We start from the raw sequence: 20,333 nt of genomic DNA, 5'->3' as shown, positions 1-20,333 counted from the left end.
ATTGCTACATTATCTCACTCTAAAGTCCATGTCATTTCATCGGTTAGTTCTTTTCCACCGGATTTACCAATAGCTTTAATGGTGTTTGTTCCTTTTTGAAGCTGAGCGTTTTCTATTACCCAATGTTTCGCATTCACACCATTTTTAGCCTGATATTCTTTTCCGTTAACCAATATTTTAACTTCTTTCAGATTAGAAAATACCTGAATTTTAGAAACCGGATTCTTACGCATATTATCTCTTCTGTTCGCCAGATATATCATTGGTTCCGGGTTCCAATTGGCCTTATACCAATAGAAAGAATCTTTTTTACGTTTGCGGTCAAAGGTAATCAGCCCTTTCAGATTTCGGGAGTTTACACCACCACGGTTCCACATCGGAACTGCAAATTCAAACATGTTCCATACATAAGAAGCGGCAATCTGCGGATGCTTTTCTATAATTGCCCATTGCTGAATATGGGTCTCTGTCTGATAATTTTCCGGAAATGATTTCCCGGAAACCACATCTGCAGGTTGTTTTACTTCTTCAGCACCGATATCCATATTTCCGTCTGCCCCATATTCGGTAAGGATTACTTTATACTGTGCAAAATTCTTTTCCAGTCCTTGTGCCCAGTTTTCAAGGTCACCAATTTTACCGCCATACCAACCAAAGTAATGGTTGATTCCCTGAATATCAGTTGTCAGGTTTTCCGGTCTGTCTACCTGATTATAACCATTTACAGCTCCTGTCATTCGGTATGGATCTATTGTCTTTGCAATATCACTTAGCTGGCGCGATAATACAGGAACCTGTTCGTCTTTGGTCTTGGAATAGACCTCATTATGTACACCCCATATATATATAGAAGGATGATTGTAATTTTGCTTCACCAATTCCGTCATTTGTTGTTTCGCATTGTCGTTCTCCTGATAAGAAACAGCATTTACGAAAGGAATTTCTGCCCATACAAGAAATCCATACTGGTCTGCCAGTTCATACATCTGCGGAGCTTGCTGGTAATGAGCCAAACGGATAGTTGTAACACCCATTTCTTTCATCAGGTCCATATCTCTTTTATGCTGTTCGTAAGACAATGCCGAACCATATCCCCATTCATCCTGATGGCGTGAAACGCCGTGCATTGGGTAATGTTTTCCGTTTAGAAAAAAACCTTTTCCAGGAATCACCTCTACAGTTCTTACACCAAGGTTTTGCTTTAGAACATCTGTATCGGTACCATTAACAATAATTTTGGAAGATACTGTATATAAGTAAGGATCGCGCACACCATCCCAAAGATGCGGATTCTTCAGATTAATATTCTGGGTAATGTAAGTAGTCCCCTGCGGACTTATGTTCACAGGATTTTTTACTACCGCTACGGCTTTACCTTCCTTATTAATAACAGAAGTCTCCAGTATAGCATTCTGAACCGTTTTTTCAGTAGTTTCCAGTTTTGCTTTTATTTCTATATCTGCGCTCTTGGAGGAAACTTTTTTCTGACTAACAAATATTCCGGGTGCAGCATAATCTGTTACCACAAAATTGGTTTTATTAGTCGTAATCATGCTTACAGGACGATAAATACCACCATAAATAGGAAATAAAAACTGATTAACGGGAATAACATCTTTACGAGCCTGGTTGTTGGCAATAACTGTCAGTACATTTTCTTTACCATAGTTTACCGAATTGGTAATTTCGTAGGCAAACTGAGAATATCCTCCTTTATGCTCACCAATAAATTTATTGTTGATATAAAGCTTTGCAACGCTCCCTACTCCTTCAAACTTCAAAAATGTTCTTTTGCTTTTTTGCGCATCGCTTACTGTAAATTTCTTCTGGTATAATACATTTCCTGTATAAAAATTATTATCCCGCTGCATATCATCTTTGTTGAAAGTGTGAGGAAGTGTAACACTTTCCCACAGATCAATATTGGAAGGCTTAAAATCCTGTCCATTGTCGAAGTTAAAATTAAAAGTTTCGTTTCTGGGCTGAAAGAATTTCCAGTCTTTATTGAAATCTTCTGTAACCCTTTGAGCATAAGCTACAGAGGCAGATGAAAGCATTGTAAGCAACAGTGCCTTGTTAAAATGATTCAACATGATGTTTGTTTTGGTTATTAGTTTTCCAAAAATAGGAATTTTTATCCAGCATTTTCTGCTAATTAATTATATTATAAATATCTATAAAGTTTTAATTAAAAACTGTATGCAAAACATAATTATTGAAATATAAATAATCATAAGACTTCTTTTTTAACAAAATAAAAATTAAACACAGAATATAAAAATGATATCCAATCAAATAATGGAAATTTTAATAGCTATATTAATTTATAATAGATAAATTTGCATTAAAGAAAAGAGGAAAATGAATACGAAAGAATTGCAGGAATACCATGATAGATTTGACGTGATCAGATCCATGGATAGTTTTGTTTCAGAGGCCGTTGATGATAAATTAATGGACCCGGATGATTGTTGGCAGCCTAATGACTTTTTACCAGATATGGAAAGGGAGGATGCATTGGACGAGATTAAAAAATTACGCGAAAGAGCGGCTAACATTCCCAATACTGTAATCACCTCATTGGTAGGAAATATGATCACTGAAGAGGCATTACCTAGCTACCAGACTTATTTCAGTTTAATTTTCAATGAAGATAAAGAAGTAACTTCCGATAAGGGCTGGGCAAGATGGTCCAGAGCATGGACAGCTGAAGAAAACCGTCATGGTGATCTTCTGAATAAATACTTGTACCTGAGTGGACGTTGTGATATGAAAAAGGTAGAGCAAACAATTCACCGCCTTATCTACAACGGATTCGATCCGGATGCAGAGAAAGATCCATATCAGTCTATTATCTATACTTCTTTCCAGGAAAGAGCTACAAAAATATCTCACGTAAATACAGGGAAACTGGCTGATAAGGCTGGAGATAGTGTTCTGTCAAAAATCTGTAAGCAGATTGCAGGTGATGAAGCAAGACATGAAAATGCCTATAAGTCTTTTATGACAGAAATCTTCAAGAAAGATCCTAATGGTGCTATTGCCGCTTTTGAAAGAATGATGCGTAAGCAGATCTCTATGCCGGCTATGCTAATGGATGACCAGGCTTCAAAGAGCAATATATTTATCGATTTCTCGGCTATTACTCAGCAAATTGGTGTATATACTACATGGGATTATGCTGCTATTATAGACCACCTTGTTAAGTATTGGAAAATTGAAACTTTAACTGGTTTACAGGATGGATTTACAAAGGCTCAGGACTATCTGTGTCGTTTGTCTGATCGTTATAAAAAGATCGCTGAAAGAATGAAAGTTCCGGAGGAAATAAACTTACATTGGTTAAGTAACCCTAAATTCTCATTCTAAGAAATACAAAATGCAGCTCTAAGGGCTGCATTTTTCATATTAATAATAAAAAAACAGCAGACCAATTGAATCTGCTGTTTGTAATTTTTTAAAAGCCCTGCTTTTACTATTTCAGGTATTTTACAATAGCCTCGTCTGTAGGTTTTACTTTACTCGGGAATGAATTAATTAACTTTCCTTTGTCATCCAGTAAAAACTTCGTGAAGTTCCATGCAATATCAGTGTCTTTTACTCCATTTAGCTTCTTTTCTGTAAGGAATTTAAATATTGGTGCAATATCTTCTCCTTTTACAGAAACTTTAGCAGCCATAGGGAAAGATACTCCGTAATTAGCCTCACAGAAGCTATGGATATCTTCATTCGTTCCTGGCTCCTGCTGCCCAAAATTATTTGCCGGGAAACCAACAATAACCAGTTTATCTTTATAATCCTGGTAGATTTTCTCCAGGTCTGCATACTGAGGTGTGAAACCACATTTAGAAGCAGTGTTTACCACAAGAATCTTTTTCCCCTTGAACTTAGAGAAATCAATTTCGTCACCTGTAAGTCCTTCCACTTTATAGCTATAGATAGTCTTGCTTTGTGCTGCAATAAAAAGAACTCCTGCCACAGACAATGCAAATAATAAGAACTTTTTCATCTGTAAATATTTTTTTAAAATTTGGTCGGATGGAACCCGCATGATAGTCTTCATCCTTGAAATTATTAACGAATCATGCTCGTTTTATAATATCTATATTTTATTAGAATTTAAAAGTATTATTTGGGAATACTTTATTCACTTCTATTTTGCTAAACAAAAGTACATAATCTCCTTCTTTTTTCTGAGATGAAGATTCAATTCTGAATGGCATTAACAGATTCCCTACTTTACGGTAATCATAATAAGTAAGAATATCTGTTTTGTTAATCTCTCTTACCAGCATATACGTATTGGCATCGAAGTAATAAACAGTTTTGTTTACATTCTTTACCAATTCTACTTTAAAGCAATCTACATTACCTATTTTTTCTTTGCCCAGATAGTTTGCTACAAACCCTTTAGAATCATAGTCTATAAAGTCCGTATCGAAACTTTCTGCAACATAATCTTTTACTTCTACCAGCTTATTCGTTGCAAAATTCATAGAATAACCTTTCTCTCCGTCAAAACCTTCAATCGCATATTCTTTTCCCTTTATGGTAAAGCTTGTTTTTTTCAGATTAGGTCTTTGCTGGAATATTTTCACAGGATATTCTTCACTAACACCCAGAACTACTTTCCCCTGTAACATTATAGAGTTAAGCAATTTCCACTGTGTTAATCCTCCTGTACTCTGAATGTTTTTTTCAATAATTTGCTCCGCTGTCTGGGAGAAAAACATTTGGCAGACACCAACAAGTACAACTAAAATAAGTTTCTTCATAAATATTTTTAAAGTTAATATTTCCGGAGATTAGCCTTTATTAGCTATAATCTCCTTAGCCTTTTTCAGATCATCCGGAGTATCGATACCTACGCCGATAAAATCGGTTTCGAGAAGTTTTATCTTCATCCCGTATTCCAGATATCTGATACATTCAATTTTCTCAGCTATTTCCAAAGGCTTTTGCTGAAGTCTGGCAAAATTAAGTAATGCCTGTTTTCTAAAAGCATAAACGCCAATATGTTTAAAATATTCTGCCTGAAAAGATTCTTCTCTTGGATAAGGAATTACAGAACGGCTAAAATAAAGAGCAAAACCATTGTTATCGGTAATTACTTTTACATTATTAGGATTCTGTACTTCTTCAAAATGATGAAGTTTTATTTTCAGCGAAGCTAATGAAATTTCTGCATTAGGATCGTTTTCGAATACTTTTATCAGTTGGCCAAGAGGTTCTTTTTTCAGAAAAGGTTCATCCCCCTGAACGTTAATCACAATATCGCAATCGATATTCTGAACCGCCTCTGCTATCCTGTCACTTCCCGTTTCATGCTCACCTGTCATTACAGCCTTGCCTCCGTTTCTTGTTACTTCTTCAAAGATAATCTCTGAATCTGTAGCTACAAAAACATCATCAAACAAACCTGTTTCTTCAACATTTTTATAGGTTGTAGAGATTACAGTTTTATCCTCCAGAATTTCCATTAATTTTCCGGGAAATCTGGTAGAATTATAACGTGCAGGAATAACTGCGATTACTTTCATGTTTTAAAGTTATAAATTATGAGTTATAAGTTATGAGTTCTTCTTGCTTGTGATAATAATACTTCTAATAATTTTAAGTAATTCCAATGCTCGGGAATGTAAATTGGTGAACTCTGATTCTTCTATATAATCGGTTGCTTTTAGCAATTCTAGCCAATAAATAGTTTCATCACATTCCTTCTGAGCGATTGAAAGTTTATGAATGAAATCAGCTTTACTTTGTCCATTTAGAGCTTCTCTGACATTTGCACCTATAGAAGTTCCTGAACGCATAATTTGTTTAGAAATTATAAATTCTTTCTTTTCTGCAGTAAATTTCTTATAAAAATTTACAATGCAAATGGCAAACTCAAAACTCTTCTGTCCAATGATGCTGTTTTCACTCATAACTCATCATTCATAACTTATAACTGAATGTTATACTAATTTAGCAAGTGCTTGCTCCAGTTTTGGTAACATGTTCTTGATCTCATCAAGAGAAAGACCTCCTACCGATGCACGGAACCATGGTTCTGTAACTTCACAACCGAAAGCAGAGAATGGTACTAATGCAACGCCGCCTTCCTGAATTAAATAGAATACTAAATCTGAAGAGTTTTCTATTTTAGTTCCGTCTGGTTTTGTTTTACCAATAAAGTCAAGCTTAATTGTAAGATATAAAGCACCCATAGGCTGAATACTCTCTACTGCCAATCCTTTATTTTTAATCTCCTGAATTCCTTCGTGTAGAACTTTCAAGCTTGCCTGTAATTTATCTTTGAAATCCGTAACAAAATGATCTACATTTTCCTGGTTTTCATAAAACTTAGCTGTAGCCTCCTGCTCGGGCTTTGGAGCCCATGCCCCAACGTGCGTTAACAAAGCTGCCATTTTGCCCATAATAAGACTTGGCCCGAATCCCCATCCTACACGTACTCCTGTTGCAGCAAGACATTTAGAAATACCATCAATATAGATTGTATATTCTTTCATTTCCGGGAATAAAGAAACCGGATTAAAATGTTCTGCTTCAAAAGTAAGATTAGAATAAATCTGATCATACATCAGGTATAAAGGCTTCTCGCCTGCACCACGTTTTTTATTTTCCTCCAATACCATTTCACAGATTTCGGAAAGCTGCTCTTTGGTAAACATTGTCCCTGTAGGATTAAGCGGAGAGCATAAAGCTAATAAAACTGCACCTGATAAGTGTGGTCTTAAATCATCTGCTGTTGGCAGGAAATTGTTTTCCTGAGTCGTTTTTACTTCTACTGCATTAGCTGAAGTAAGGTATGCATAATGATTGTTATTCCAAGATGGTGTAGGATAAATCACTTTATCACCTTCATCTACAATCGTTTTATAAACTGCATAAATTAAGGGGCGTGACCCTGCAGTAATTAAAATATCACCTGCCGCATAATCTAATCCCCATCTTGATTTAAGATCTTTTGAAACAGCCGTTCTTAGTCCCAATAATCCGTTTGCTGGCGGATAATTGGTAAGATTATTCTGATAAGCTTTCTGAATTTCGTCTTTTAATCCCGCAGGGATTGGATAAATATTGGAATTCAAATCTCCAATAGTAAGGTTAGCGATTTCGGCTCCTTTAGCCTTCATATCATTAACTTCATTTCCTATTTTTACAATTTCTGAGCCTATAAGATTTGCGGCTAGTTTAGATACTTTCATATTTTTAGTGGACAGTTATAGATTAACGGTCTTTTATTTGGTTGATTATAAATTCAAGTCTGTTTTAATCTGCTGGATTTTAGCTTCCAGAGAAACTAATTTATCTTTAAAATCCTGTTCCGAAGAGATTTGTTCTTTCACAGATACGTAGAATTTAATCTTTGGTTCTGTTCCGGAAGGACGAATACATACTTTTGTTCCGTCTTCTGTATAATAGATTAATACGTTAGATTTCGGAATATCATTCATTACAGACTTCTCGTTCGTAGCAATTACAAGACTTGTCTGCTCCTGGAAATCTTTTACTTCTGCTACAGCCGATCCTGCTAAAGTTTTTGGTGGAGACTGACGGAAATCTGTCATCATCTGCTTAATCTGATCTGCACCATCTTTGCCTTTTTTCGTAATATTTACCAATCCTTCATAGTACATTCCAAGATCTTTGTAGATATCGATAAGGTACTCATAGATTGTTTTACCGTTGGCTTTGCACCATGCAGCAATTTCGCAAGCTAAAAGAATACTTCCGCAAGAGTCTTTATCACGAACGAAATCTCCGGTCATAAATCCAAAGCTCTCTTCACCACCGCAAACAAATTTCTCCTGTCCTTCTGCTTCACGGATCATTTTACCAATCCACTTGAATCCGGTTAATCCAACCTTGCAGTCAACGCCGAATTTCTTTGCAATATCATAGAAAATATCAGAAGTTACGATTGTAGATCCGATAAATTCTTTTCCGGTAATTCTACCTTGTTTTTTCCACTGATCTAAAATATAATAAGTAAGGAATGTATTGGTCTGATTTCCGTTTAACAACTGCATTTCTCCATCCAGATTTCTTACAGCAATTCCCAATCTGTCACCATCCGGGTCCGTTCCTATTACAATGTCGGCATTGGTGACCTTAGCCAGATCCATTGCCATAGAAAGTGCAGCTGGTTCTTCAGGATTTGGAGATTCTACTGTCGGGAAGTTTCCGCTTGGAATCATTTGCTCCGTAACCAGATCTACTCTTGTAAAGCCCGCTTTTGCTAGAGCTTTAGGAATAGTTGTATATGTTGTTCCGTGGATAGAAGTGAAAACTATATTCAACAGATCTCTACCAACGTTCTGATATAATGAATTTTCAATACAAGCATCGATATAAACATCATCCTGATCTGCGCCTATCCATTCAATTAAATCGTCGTTTCCGTCGAATTTAATTTCATTAAACTGAGTTTTTTCTACTTCAGAAATAATTCCGTTATCGTTTGGCGGAACTACCTGTGCTCCGTCATTCCAGTATACTTTATAACCATTATATTCCGGTGGGTTATGTGAGGCTGTAAGTACAATCCCAGCATTACATTTTTTATCTCTTACAGTAAAAGACAATTCAGGAGTTGGTCTGTGTTCTTTAAATAATAAAACTTTAATACCATTTGCTGTTAAAACATCTGTAACTAACTTTCCGAATTCCGGAGAGTTGTGGCGAACGTCATAAGCGATAGCAACTTTAATTTGGCTCGCCTCCGTCTTCGCCGAATCTGCAGCTTCTTCACCCGGAAATTGTTGATGAAGGTAGTTTGCTAATCCCTGTGTAGCCTGTCCTAATGTATATTTATTCAGACGGTTGGTGCCAACGCCCATGATTCCGCGCATACCTCCTGTTCCGAATTCCAGATTTTTATAAAAAGCATCATCCAGTTCAGCTGGATTATTATCTATTAATGCCTGAACTTCTTTTTTCGTTTCATCATCGAAACCTTCTCCTAGCCACAATTTTGCTTTATCTAATGACGTCATATATTAAGGTTTTTGTTTTTGTTCTAATTTAGCTTTATCAGTTACTTTAATTTTCTTCTGCGGATTACCGTAGTATACTAATTCTGCAGTATTTCCCAAACTTCCGTTTAGTTCATCATCCACTGAAAATTCTGAATAATTTCCATTTTTAGAAGTTATATTCAGATTATTAATGTACCAGTAAGGAGAAATAATACTCGCAGTGTCACTAATCGCAATATTTGCATCCAGCGTTCTGCCTAAAAGATTTGCTTTTGCTTTGTTAGTCATAGTTACATCTGCTTTATTAGCTAAAACAGAACCCATAAATTTAGCATTGTCTTTAATCTTCAGTTTAAATGCCGGCACCGACATCTGGCTGGAAATTGTAATATCTGTTGAATCTGCCATTGCTATACTTTCTAAGTTATTTTTAGAGTATAGCATAATATTGTACATATCCACACCTTCTGTCTTGCTTTTCTCTGAAATATAAAGCGTTTTATCTTTTACTTCAATTTTAAGATTATCAAAGACATTCGGATAGGTTTCTACAGAAACCATATTTTTAGGATTTTGTACATAGAAAATTTTAAATTTCCCACTGACATCCAATTTGTTAAAATCCTGAATATTCACATCTTTTGTTGCGATCTCTCCCTTTGGTCTCACTTTGGAACATGAAACCAAACCGATGACAAGAAATATATAAAGTAATTTTTTCATCCGTTTAAAAATTGAAGTTTGAATTTAGCTATTTTTAATTAAATTATCTCTTCAATATGATAATTTTTGCGCTCGCGATTTGTTCTGATCAACATCTCACCAAGGAATCCTGCAATAAACAACTGAGTTCCAAGGACCATCATTGTTAATGCGATATAGAACCAAGGATTATCTGCAATCAGATGTCCGTACATTCCTCTTGCAACATCTATTAGCTTAGAAATCCCCAACCATAAAGCTGAAAGAAAACCTATAATAAACATTACTGTACCTGCGGCACCAAAGAAATGCATCGGGCGTCCGCCGAATCTGCTTACGAACCATAAAGTTATCAGATCCAAAAATCCTCTGATAAAACGGTTCGCCCCAAATTTGGAAGTACCATAAGGACGAGCCTGGTGTTTTACTTCTTTTTCAGTGATATTTTTAAATCCTGCATGAGCTGCCAACACCGGAATATAACGGTGCATATCCCCGTATACATCAACAGTTTTAACAACTTGTTTTTTGTAAGCCTTCAATCCGCAGTTGAAATCGTGTAAGAAAACACCCGAAACTTTCCTTGCCGAAGCATTGAATAATTTGGATGGGATATTCTTAGTCATTACATTATCAAAACGCTTCTTTTTCCAGCCACTTACAATATCGTAATTCCCTTCTCTTAATTTTTCTACAAGTCCTGGTATTTCTTCCGGGAAGTCCTGAAGGTCGGCATCCATAGTAATTACAACTTCGCCTTTAGCTTTTTCAAAAGCAGCATGTAAAGCCTGAGACTTACCATAATTACGGGTAAATCTTATAGCGTGCACCTGCGGATGTGATGCAGAAAGTAGTTGTATAACGCCCCATGAATTGTCGGTAGAACCATCATCCACAAACCATACTTCATAAGAGAAATCATTCTCATTACATACATTGTCTATTCTGGAAAAAAGCTCTTCAAGAGATTGTTCTTCATTAAGAAGCGGGATAATAATAGAAAGATCCATTCAGTATTTTTAATTTTATTCGTAGCGTTTTTTGTTCTTCAAAAACGCTGCTATTACGATTGACAAAAGTAGATAAAATAACATAAAGCCTCCAAAAACGGCAGAAAGAAAACTAAATGAAAAATAATTTCTATTTTCCTTTATTGCAGCTTCTCTTGCAAGCTTTGCATCGTTATAATTTTTGTCTAATTCACCAATTTTACTCTGATCTTTAAGATGTACTGCTTCAGACTTTTGCTTAGCATAAGCTTCATCCAGATTGGTTAATTCGGTCTGAATATACTGATGATTGAGTAAATCTCTGGCATCAGTATCTACATAATTAAGAAAAGCAAAAATGGACATTACAGAAAGGAAACCTCCTATAAATAATGTTACAAAAGCTTGCTTAAAAGCCTGTGGATAAGTTATTTTCCCAGCTCCTCTATACCAATATACAGAGAGAAATCCTCCAACTGCATACAAAAAAGGCATTCCAAATGCATTTACCTTCATAGAGGTACTATAATAACTGGCATTTGCAAAAAAATAGTACACTACAAAGAACGCCAACATGGTAATTCCGAACAACACTAACCCGATAGCTACAGGATTTTTCGTCATATTTTTAATAATAATAGATGTTGGAAGTCCGATTTCAGAAAAAAAATAATAAAAATATTAATTTATAAATCAGCTATTTACCCCATTTTACGGGGATCATTACACTTTTTTTCTTGGATCTTTCTTCCGGATTCGTAAATAATTTCTATATTTGCACTGGCAAGTCCTACACAACCAGCTCCTGAGAATCCTCCAGGGTGGGAACACAGCAAAGGTAATTGGTCGTAGCGGTGTGATGTAGGTAGCTTGCCATTTTTTATTTCTTAAAATTCAAATTCCTCACCCAGTTTCGGTAAAACCAACTCCACATTTTTCTCTTCAAAATGCTTCATTGCACTGTCGTGATTAATTGCAATTGGAGGAAAAGTATCAAAGTGACATCCAATTACTTTCGGAGATTTCAATAATTCGCCTGCAGCAAATGCAGCTTTTCTCGGACACATTGTATAGTGACTTCCTACCGGCAGAATAGATAAATCGATTTTACCAAAAAGCCTTGGGAACAATTCCATATCGGCCATTACTCCAGTATCACCTGCCAAATACATATTTTTTCCTTCAGGAAGTCTGAAAATATAACCTACCGGTACACCGCCATAAGTACCATCCGGAAAAGAACTGGTATGATGAGCAGGCACCATAGAGATCTTAAGATCTTCAACTTTTGCAGATCCTCCCAGGTTAATATCACATGTATTTTTCGCGTTTTTAAAATAACCGCATACTTCTGGCACCCCAATAATAGTTGCTTCCGGATAATGAGCCAATACCTCTTCCACATCCGCAATATGATCGCCGTGTGCATGCGTTAACAAAATATAGTCAATTTTGTGTGCTTTAATATCAAATCCAGACTGTTCTTTCTGATAATTATAGAAAGGGTCTGAAAGGATATTTTTTCCTTTGTAAGTGAACAAAAAACAGTTTTGTCCTAAAAAAGTGAATTTCATATTCTCTTATTTTTTTATTTAAACAAATATTGATCTTATGAGTACTAAAAAATAATCTGCATTATCTACATACTTTTATTCCGTAATAGAAATAATAGTAAAAATTAAGCAGAAAAAATATATTCAATAAAATCTGTATTACTAAAAGCCAGGCGTATGGATTAATCTTTTTTCTTAAAAGCAAGACCGAAACATACACATTTCCTATTGCAACAAACATTAGAACAGAAGGGAAAATTTCAAGTTCCGAAATTGTTAACCCTTCTATAAATTCCCTTAATAATAAATAAAGGAAAATTAATCCAACCAGAACGGACAGAAAGAAAATTAATTTTATAGTAAGCCTTCTGCTCATTCTATTTCTCTTTATCTAATCAGGTTCAAACCTATCCCTGTAAGCAGGCTCATTGCAAAACACATGATAGCAACTTGCTTCAGGTAAGGATCCAGATTTCTGGGTTCCTTAGTTTCCATTATCCTTCTTCTTAAGGCCATTAAAGGCAGAAAAAGAATAATAAATATGTAGGCATAATAACTTCTGATTTCATACACCATCATATAAGTTAAAATCAGAATAAGAGGTAACTGTAGCAAGATGATCTCGTAAATCATAGCCTTTTTAAAGCCCATTTTTAATGCAAGAGTATGCTTTCCGCTCTCTGCATCACTTTCTATATCCCGCATATTATTCAGGTTAAGAACAGCTACACTGAACAACCCTACAGCTGTTGCCGGTAAAATCATCTGCCAGTCGAATGTTTTAGTAAACAGATAATATGAGCCCATTACAGATACCAGTCCGAAAAATATAAATACAAATACATCTCCCAGCCCCATGTAACCATAAGGTCTTTTTCCTACTGTATAACCAATTGCTGCAAAAATACAGGCAATCCCTAAACCTATGAAAACATAAAATGCCTGAATATGCCCCGGAAAAAATGCTTTATATAATAATAAAACAGTAAAAGCCAATGACAATACGGAAAACAAAATGACTGCATTACGCATTTGTTTTGCTGTTATTTTCCCCGAAGCCACTGCACGTGCCTCCGCTTCTCCTGCTCTTTTTTTGTCTGTACCTTTTACACCATCACCGTAATCATTCGCGTAATTAGATAACACCTGATACAAAAGCGTCACCACTAAAGCCAGTACAAAAACCCATACATCCCAGCTTTCTCCTACAGAATTAAGCTTCCATTTTGCAATAAGGGAGCCTAAAATAATACCACTAAGGGAAAGTGGTAATGTTCGCAGACGAGCTGCTTTTATCCATTCAATCATAATATTTAGATATTAGAGGTAGAGGTTAGAATCTGGTTATTTAAATCCAATTTCTAACCTCCAACTTCTTATTTAAGAGATCCATTGATCTTCTCCAAAGTCTGGTTTTCTTTTTTCAAGGAAGGCATTTCTTCCCTCTTTAGCTTCATCTGTCATGTAAGCCAAACGAGTAGCCTCACCTGCAAAAACCTGCTGTCCAACCATACCATCATCAGTAAGGTTCATTGCAAATTTCAGCATACGAATAGAAGTTGGTGATTTCGCTAAAATCTCCTGCGCCCATTCATAAGCAGTATCTTCTAACTCGGCATGAGGAACAACTTTATTTACCATTCCCATTTCAAAAGCTTCCTGTGCAGAGTAATTTCTCCCTAAGAAGAAAATTTCACGAGCCTTTTTCTGCCCAACCATTTTAGCCAGGTATGCAGAACCATAACCACCATCGAAGCTGGTAACATCGGCATCTGTTTGTTTGAAAATCGCATGTTCTTCACTTGCTAAAGTAAGATCACATACAACGTGTAGTGAGTGTCCTCCGCCTACAGCCCATCCCGGAACAACCGCAATAACGACTTTAGGCATGAAACGGATTAAACGCTGTACTTCCAGAATATTCAAACGATGTCTTCCGTCTTCTCCAACATAACCCTGGTGACCACGTGCCTTTTGATCTCCACCACTACAGAAAGCCCATCCTCCATCTTTTGGACTCGGACCTTCACCGGATAGTAAAACTACCCCTATTGATGGATCTTCATATGCGTCGTAAAAAGCATCATATAATTCTGAAGTTGTTTTTGGCCTGAAAGCGTTGCGAATTTCTGGTCTGTTGAAAGCAATCCTTGCTACACCATTACATTTTTTATAAGTAATATCTTCGTATTCTTTTGCGGTTTTCCACTCGATCATAGTCTGAAAAATTTTCCTCAAAGATACGGTTAAATTAGGAATTTTAAGAGCCGAACATCCACAATGATTTACTGTAATTTATAAAATTAATGTATTTTTGGAGATCCTTTTTTAAAACACAATTTATGAAGAAAACCTTGAGTTTTTTAATTACCGGATTTAGTCTGTTTAGTTTTGCGCAACAAGTAATTTCCCCTGAAGCTATTACCGGAATATGGAAACTTAAAGAAGCTGGATTTTATGAAAATAATAAAAAAGTAAAAAAGGATTTTGATGCGTGCCGCCTGCAAAGACATTACATCATAAAAGCAGATGGAACCGCAATTTATAATTACTACGAAGGCTCTGTTGAGAACTGTTACAAAAGTGAGCCCAGAGAAACATACTGGAAAATTACCGATGACAAACTAGTTTTCTTTATCGGAAATGAAATATATCAGGAGGAAAAAATAACCAACTTTGACTCACAAAAAATGGTTTTCAACTCTATTCCGATGGATGCCGCTAATGAAAAAGATCAGGTTGTTGCAAAGATACTGCAAACAGTACACTATGAAAATTTGGAGAAAATAACAGAAGAGCAGCTGCAACAACAGCTACTCCACTGATTTTCTTTCTATTTTGTAAATTTTATACAAACCGGCATACTGAGTTTAATATCCTGATTTGTATTATTCAGTAAACCTGTTTTAGCATCGATTTTAAAAACCTGAATCTGGTCGCTATCTCTGTTAGCTACCAATAACAATTTACCATTGGGGGTGATTGCAAAATTACGCGGATGAATACCCGTTGGCTGATACCCTACTTTTGTAAGCTTTCCGTTTTTCTGATCAATTGAAAAAACAGCTATTCCATCACCTTTCAATCTATTGGAAGCATACAGGTATTTTCCGTTCGGGCTGATATGAATATCAGCACTTCCTTTAGCATTAAGTGAATCTGCTTTTACAGTCTGAAATTCTTCCAGTGTACCGTTTTTATAATTAAAAGCAATAACATCTCCTGAGATTTCAGTAATCAGATATGCATATTTTCCATTAGGATGAAATGCTAAATGTCGCGGACCTGAACCATCTTTTACTTTAACCGAAGACGAGTTATCAGAAGTCAAAAGCTTTGAAGCATCTTTATTCACCTGATATTTATAGACTTTATCCGTACCAAGATCATCAGCAAACAGATATTTCCCTTCCGGTGAAAACTCTACATAATGAAGATGAGGCTGGGTCTGTCGTTCTCTATCGGTTCCGTTTCCGGAAAACACAATATTCTGTGAAGCATCACCTAAACTTCCATTATTATTAATCGTATATTCCGTAACACTTCCGCCCATATAGTTAGCCGTTACAACATGCTTACCATCCGGCGATATATTAATATGACAAGGTGCTCCGCCGCCAGCAGGCTTACTATTGATAAAGCTTAGCTTACCTGTTTTTTTATCAAAAGAGAATGCATTGACCTTAGAATTCTGCTGATCTTCTTTCTCGGTAACCGTATATACATAATTACCATTTTTACTAATTGCCAGATAGGAAGGATCTTCCACAGCAACTTCACTTACATACTTGGAAGCTCCTGTTTCTGTATTTAGCTTATAAACATAAACACCTTTGCTTCCTTTTGCTGTATATGTCCCGGCCAACATATACATTTCATTATTTGTCTTTGTCTTCTGAGCTGTACAATTACTCCATATTACAACAGTAGAAGTAAGTACCAATAAACTTTTATAAATTGTATTCATTTTTAAATATATTACTGGAATTTCATTTTCAGAATCTTATTATTTCCCGCAAGAACTACAGTATTCTTATCCAGCCATTGACAAACATACAGATTTTTTTCTTCAGAAATAACTTTCCAGGTCTTTCCATAATCGGCAGAATAGCTAATATGCTGATCTCCTACTGCTACAATTTCTTTACCTCCCGATCCCGGTTTAATTCTAACACAAGTCATATAGCCTCCATTTTTGCCGGAAGCTTGTATTTCCCAGGTTTTTCCACCATCAGTTGTAGTCGCTATATTGTTCTGATTTTCTTTCTGCGCTGTATAATCTCCACCAACAGCAATTCCAAATTTATCTCCATAAAAATCTACAGAATACATTCCCTGAGACGATTTCCCCTGTACAAAAGGTGTATTAAAGATTTCCCATTTTTGAGTCTTTAGATTTTGTCTCAAAATTCTGGAAGACATCCCCCCAGTTGCTATCCATAAATAGTTTTTAGAAGATGCTATATTGGTGTTGCTTGCCGCAAATGCTGCTTCTCCCTTATTTAACTGAATTTTATGATCAGGTATACTCCATACCCCTTTTTTATCCATCTGCGCCAGTTTCAGATTCAGACTTTCATCAGTATCACTAAATGCATATGCTGTTCCGCCTTCTGTAAAATGCAGAGCATCATAAAATGCTGTTGGTACATTATCCTGAAAAACATTTTCTGCCTTCAGGCTTTTCTTCTCTATTCTGAAAAAGTTAGCCGGACTTTCAATATTAATAGCATATAAATACTCTTTATCCTGTGCCAGCGTGCGAAACTGAAGATTTTTATCAGAAAGCCTGATTTGTTTTTTATCCAATGTATCGTTTACGCTTACAAAACCAAACTTAGATCCTGTACCTGAATACCATACTTTACCGTTTGACACCTCCAGAGCTCGGATACTGATTTTATCTTTCAGTAAAGTTGTGAATTCAATCTGCTGGGAAAACCCCAGAAAAGAGACAGATAATAGTCCCAAAGACAATATTTTTCTCATAATAATTCAATAAAAAACCCGCCGGAGCGGGTTACGTTAATTAGTCTTCCGTTATTTTATCCGGATTATTTAGTTTACTATTATTTTTACCATAGAATATATAGACAAAAATACCAAGCACTAACCATCCTGCAGATAATTCCAAAGCGTGGGCACTAAGATTAAAAATCAGATAGATATTGATAATTACCCCTAATGCTACAACTAATTTGTAAGCAGGAACTTTGAATGGTCTGTTCAGGTTTGGTTCTTTCTTTCTCATTACCCATACTGCAATACATACCAGTGTAAAGGCAAACAAGGTCCCGAAACTGGTCATATCTGCCAAAGTAGAAATTGGTGTAAGTGCTGCTACAAAAGCTACAACGAATCCTAATATGATAATACCTTTGTATGGTGTTCTTGTTTTTGGATGAAGTTCTCCGAAGAATTTAGGAATCAATCCGTCTTTTGCCATACCGATAAAGATACGAGACTGCCCCATCATCATTACCATTACTACAGAGATCAATCCAACAGTAGCTGCAATCGTTACAATATTACTAGCCCAGTGTTTACCTGCAATTTCGAATGCATATGCTACAGGAGCTTTAATTGCCTCAGGATATTTTCCTGCTGGATTAAAGTCTGTATAATTCATCATCCCTGTTAGTACTAAAGACACACAAATGTACAATGCTGTACAGATTAATAATGATGTGATAATTGCAAAAGGAACATCCTTTTTAGGATTAATTGCCTCACCTGCCTGGGTAGAAACGGCATCGAAACCGATATATGCAAAGAATATTGCTGCAGCTCCGGAAATAATTCCTTTAATACCGTAGGCCGAGACCATCTTGTCTTCAGAGTTTTTAATCAGGGTTTCATCCGGAATAAAAGGTTTCCAGTTTTTCACACCATCTACTGCACTATAAAGATCAGTATTAGAGAAGATGATATAAGCTCCGGAAATAATTACGAAAATTACAGCTGCCGTTTTTAATAATACAATTAGGTTATTTGCTCCCGCAGCTTCTTTAGTTCCTTTTACCAATAGTGCTGTAAGTAATAATACCAGAATAAATGCCGGTAAATTCATAGAGAAGCCTGTTCCCGTATAACTTGCCGGATCCGATGTAAGATATGCCGGCAGATGTACTCCGAATATCTTTAGAAATTTAGTGAAATACCCGGACCAGCTTACTGCCACGGCCATACTTGCCATAGCATATTCCAGAATGAGACACCATCCCATGGCCCATGCAAAAATTTCACCTACAGTTCCGTAAGCATAAGCATACGCAGATCCCTCAACCGGGATTATAGATGCAAATTCTGCATAACATAATGCAGCAAAAACACAGGCAATCCCTGCTATAATAAAGGATATTGCCAGTGCAGGTCCTGCGTGATAATACGCTCCGGTTCCTGTAAGAACAAAGATTCCGCCGCCAATAATAGCGCCAACCCCTATTGCTGTTAAGCTCCATTTTCCAAGGACTTTTTTCAGTCCACTTTTCTTCATATCTGCCTCGTAGGCACTAAGCGGCTTCTTTGCCCAAATACTCGCCATATATTTTTTCAGTTTTTTTTAGATTTACGAAAGTAGAAATTTTTTACAATATGTTAACATTTTTTTAGCAATAAAAACTCATTGTTTTTGTCTTTCCCCTCTCACATAAGACTAAAATGTAAATTTTCATTTTTCAATCCCCTCTATAAATAATAGGCCGGAAAAGCTTTATCTTTGGGCATTATGGACATTCTCAATTATCTTATTGCGCCCTATCTCAGCTATTCATGGCAACAAATATTACTGGAATCTATTGCCGCAATATTTGGCTTATTAAGTGTCTATTTCTCGGCTAAGAAAAATATCTGGGTCTATCCTACTGGTATTATCAGTACAACTATATACGTATATATTCTATATCATTTCGGATTATGGGGGGATATGCTCATCAACTTTTATTATACCAGCATGAGTATTTATGGGTGGATTAAGTGGGCCAAGAGCTCGGAAGATCATATTCATGTTGAAGTTTCCCGCGCTGCAAAAAGAGAATGGAAAATCTGCGCGATTCTTTTTGCCCTTAGTATGGCACTTGTAACACTTGTTTACTATTACAAACCATACATTAACAATGGTTTTTCAATGATTGGCATCATTTTGGATTTAAGTCATTTAGACTGGGCTAATTATATGGATATTCTAACGACTTCTATATTTTTAGCAGGAATGTGGCTAATGGCGGAGAAAAAGGTAGAGAGCTGGTGGTTCTGGATTATAGGAGATTTAATATGTATTCCTATGATGATTTATAAAGAGCTAGGTATAACAGCAATACAATATATTGTCTTTACTATAATCTCCATACAGGGTTACATCGACTGGTCAAAAAGCATTAAAGAGAAAGAAGAAAATAAATCAAACCAATTAGATTAAACACATCATGAAACTTTTATCAAAAATAGCACTAAGCCTCTTCACTATAGGAACTTTAGCTTCCTGTGGTGTTTATACAGACGGATATGGATATAACGACGGATATTATAACAATAATAGAAATCCATATTATGACGGAGGTTATTATATGAATAACGTATACTACAGTGGTCCTAACTATAATTATTATGGTCCTGGCGGCTACTGGGGAAATGATGGTTATTACTACAGAAGAGGTGTTTCCTATTATTACGATGGTGGAAGACCATACTTCTATAATAATAACAGAAGAAAAATATACGTAGAGAAAAGAATTGTTTCCGGAAGAGACCAGAATAATGGATTCCGAAATAACAATTCATGGAACAATAACAACAGAGGAAACAGCTGGGGTAATACTAATAACAATAATGGATTCCGAAACAGCCAATACGGAAATGGTAACAACAATAACCAGGGTTACAGAGCCGAAAACAATGATGGCAGAAGAAGAGACAATGGTTTCCAGAATAACAACAATTACCAGCCACGTCCTGAAACTCGTGTAGAAACCCGTTCTAATAATAACATGAACAATAATGGTTTCAGAAACTCAGGATCTACAGAACAAAGATCCAGTAATGAGAATAACAATTCCAATACCGGAGGAAGAAGATAATTTAAATATTTTTATACAAAAAACAGCCAC

At 36.0% G+C, this 20,333-nt stretch carries 20 protein-coding genes and 1 other RNA gene; 5 read left to right on the top strand and 16 right to left on the bottom strand.

The features are described from left to right. Window positions 1–14 precede the first annotated feature (14 nt). A complete protein-coding gene (locus ATE49_RS13930) occupies window positions 15–2,093 on the bottom strand; it encodes a glycoside hydrolase family 2 protein (protein WP_065082670.1) in 2,079 nt (692 codons plus the stop codon). Between the two features lie 268 nt (window positions 2,094–2,361). Here ATE49_RS13930 and ATE49_RS13925 point away from each other — a divergent pair, with 268 nt between their 5' ends. Beyond that, window positions 2,362–3,369 (top strand): acyl-ACP desaturase, encoded by a 1,008-nt coding sequence (locus tag ATE49_RS13925; RefSeq protein WP_045178950.1) that lies wholly within the window; start codon window positions 2,362–2,364, stop codon window positions 3,367–3,369. Between the two features lie 106 nt (window positions 3,370–3,475). Here the strand turns inward: ATE49_RS13925 and ATE49_RS13920 are convergent, their stop codons facing one another. The 9 genes from ATE49_RS13920 to ATE49_RS13880 all read right to left on the bottom strand — a co-directional run bounded on the left by ATE49_RS13920 (window position 3,476) and on the right by ATE49_RS13880 (window position 11,299). Beyond that, the gene (locus ATE49_RS13920; protein WP_034871229.1) at window positions 3,476–4,009 is read right to left on the bottom strand and encodes a glutathione peroxidase; all 534 of its coding nucleotides are present in this window, start codon (window positions 4,007–4,009) and stop codon (window positions 3,476–3,478) included. Between the two features lie 103 nt (window positions 4,010–4,112). Further along, window positions 4,113–4,775: a hypothetical protein gene (locus tag ATE49_RS13915; RefSeq protein WP_034871228.1), complete on the bottom strand. Its 663-nt coding sequence runs from the start codon at window positions 4,773–4,775 to the stop codon at window positions 4,113–4,115. A 30-nt stretch (window positions 4,776–4,805) separates the two neighbouring features. Continuing rightward, window positions 4,806–5,540 carry a 3-deoxy-manno-octulosonate cytidylyltransferase gene (gene kdsB / locus ATE49_RS13910; protein WP_045178945.1) on the bottom strand — a complete coding sequence of 245 codons (735 nt, stop codon included), beginning with the start codon at window positions 5,538–5,540 and terminating at the stop codon, window positions 4,806–4,808. A 30-nt stretch (window positions 5,541–5,570) separates the two neighbouring features. Continuing rightward, window positions 5,571–5,927: a four helix bundle protein gene (locus ATE49_RS13905; RefSeq protein WP_065082669.1), complete on the bottom strand. Its 357-nt coding sequence runs from the start codon at window positions 5,925–5,927 to the stop codon at window positions 5,571–5,573. A 30-nt stretch (window positions 5,928–5,957) separates the two neighbouring features. After that, complete coding sequence (locus ATE49_RS13900) at window positions 5,958–7,211, bottom strand: pyridoxal phosphate-dependent aminotransferase (RefSeq protein WP_065082668.1); 1,254 nt, start codon at window positions 7,209–7,211, stop codon at window positions 5,958–5,960. Window positions 7,212–7,256: 45 nt separating this feature from the next. Further along, a complete protein-coding gene (locus ATE49_RS13895) occupies window positions 7,257–9,002 on the bottom strand; it encodes a phospho-sugar mutase (protein ID WP_065082667.1) in 1,746 nt (581 codons plus the stop codon). A 3-nt stretch (window positions 9,003–9,005) separates the two neighbouring features. Continuing rightward, entirely contained in the window at window positions 9,006–9,707 is a 702-nt protein-coding gene (locus tag ATE49_RS13890; RefSeq protein WP_059345504.1) for a GIN domain-containing protein, read from the bottom strand. A 38-nt stretch (window positions 9,708–9,745) separates the two neighbouring features. Next, the gene (locus tag ATE49_RS13885; protein ID WP_065082666.1) at window positions 9,746–10,696 is read right to left on the bottom strand and encodes a glycosyltransferase family 2 protein; all 951 of its coding nucleotides are present in this window, start codon (window positions 10,694–10,696) and stop codon (window positions 9,746–9,748) included. 15 nt (window positions 10,697–10,711) lie between these two features. Continuing rightward, window positions 10,712–11,299, bottom strand: a complete 588-nt coding sequence (locus ATE49_RS13880; protein ID WP_059322398.1) for a DUF4199 domain-containing protein — start codon at window positions 11,297–11,299, stop codon at window positions 10,712–10,714. A 157-nt stretch (window positions 11,300–11,456) separates the two neighbouring features. Between ATE49_RS13880 and ffs the strand changes: the two genes are divergently transcribed. Further along, window positions 11,457–11,554, top strand: an RNA gene (gene ffs / locus ATE49_RS13875) — signal recognition particle sRNA small type. An 8-nt stretch (window positions 11,555–11,562) separates the two neighbouring features. On the opposite strand, the gene ATE49_RS13870 is transcribed toward ffs, so the two are convergent. The 3 genes from ATE49_RS13870 to ATE49_RS13855 all read right to left on the bottom strand — a co-directional run bounded on the left by ATE49_RS13870 (window position 11,563) and on the right by ATE49_RS13855 (window position 14,445). Further along, window positions 11,563–12,249 (bottom strand): metal-dependent hydrolase, encoded by a 687-nt coding sequence (locus tag ATE49_RS13870; protein WP_065082665.1) that lies wholly within the window; start codon window positions 12,247–12,249, stop codon window positions 11,563–11,565. A 366-nt stretch (window positions 12,250–12,615) separates the two neighbouring features. Beyond that, entirely contained in the window at window positions 12,616–13,536 is a 921-nt protein-coding gene (gene menA, locus ATE49_RS13860) for a 1,4-dihydroxy-2-naphthoate octaprenyltransferase (protein WP_065082663.1), read from the bottom strand. A gap of 72 nt (window positions 13,537–13,608) precedes the next feature. After that, window positions 13,609–14,445 (bottom strand): 1,4-dihydroxy-2-naphthoyl-CoA synthase, encoded by an 837-nt coding sequence (locus ATE49_RS13855; RefSeq protein WP_016198645.1) that lies wholly within the window; start codon window positions 14,443–14,445, stop codon window positions 13,609–13,611. Window positions 14,446–14,570: 125 nt separating this feature from the next. Here ATE49_RS13855 and ATE49_RS13850 point away from each other — a divergent pair, with 125 nt between their 5' ends. Next, a complete protein-coding gene (locus tag ATE49_RS13850) occupies window positions 14,571–15,053 on the top strand; it encodes a lipocalin-like domain-containing protein (protein WP_065082752.1) in 483 nt (160 codons plus the stop codon). A gap of 8 nt (window positions 15,054–15,061) precedes the next feature. Here the strand turns inward: ATE49_RS13850 and ATE49_RS13845 are convergent, their stop codons facing one another. Genes ATE49_RS13845 through ATE49_RS13835 form a run of 3 tightly spaced genes read right to left on the bottom strand, consistent with a single transcriptional unit; the run spans window position 15,062 to window position 18,772 of the window. Then, the gene (locus tag ATE49_RS13845) at window positions 15,062–16,195 is read right to left on the bottom strand and encodes a lactonase family protein (RefSeq protein WP_065082662.1); all 1,134 of its coding nucleotides are present in this window, start codon (window positions 16,193–16,195) and stop codon (window positions 15,062–15,064) included. An 11-nt stretch (window positions 16,196–16,206) separates the two neighbouring features. Beyond that, entirely contained in the window at window positions 16,207–17,217 is a 1,011-nt protein-coding gene (locus tag ATE49_RS13840) for a WD40/YVTN/BNR-like repeat-containing protein (RefSeq protein ID WP_065082661.1), read from the bottom strand. Between the two features lie 40 nt (window positions 17,218–17,257). Next, on the bottom strand, window positions 17,258–18,772 hold the full coding sequence (locus ATE49_RS13835; protein ID WP_065082660.1) for an amino acid permease: 1,515 nt from the start codon (window positions 18,770–18,772) through the stop codon (window positions 17,258–17,260). 183 nt (window positions 18,773–18,955) lie between these two features. Between ATE49_RS13835 and pnuC the strand changes: the two genes are divergently transcribed. Both pnuC and ATE49_RS13825 read left to right on the top strand, forming a co-directional pair. Beyond that, a complete protein-coding gene (gene pnuC / locus ATE49_RS13830) occupies window positions 18,956–19,645 on the top strand; it encodes a nicotinamide riboside transporter PnuC (RefSeq protein WP_059156295.1) in 690 nt (229 codons plus the stop codon). Between the two features lie 7 nt (window positions 19,646–19,652). Further along, window positions 19,653–20,303, top strand: coding sequence for a hypothetical protein (locus tag ATE49_RS13825; RefSeq protein ID WP_034871214.1), 651 nt, complete (start codon window positions 19,653–19,655; stop codon window positions 20,301–20,303). Window positions 20,304–20,333: the final 30 nt, after the last annotated feature.

Source organism: Elizabethkingia miricola, assembly GCF_001675285.1.
GTDB classification, from domain to species: Bacteria; Bacteroidota; Bacteroidia; order Flavobacteriales; family Weeksellaceae; genus Elizabethkingia; species Elizabethkingia miricola.
The sequence above is the reverse complement of the archived record's forward strand: the minus strand, read 5'-3'. Positions and strand labels throughout refer to the sequence as shown.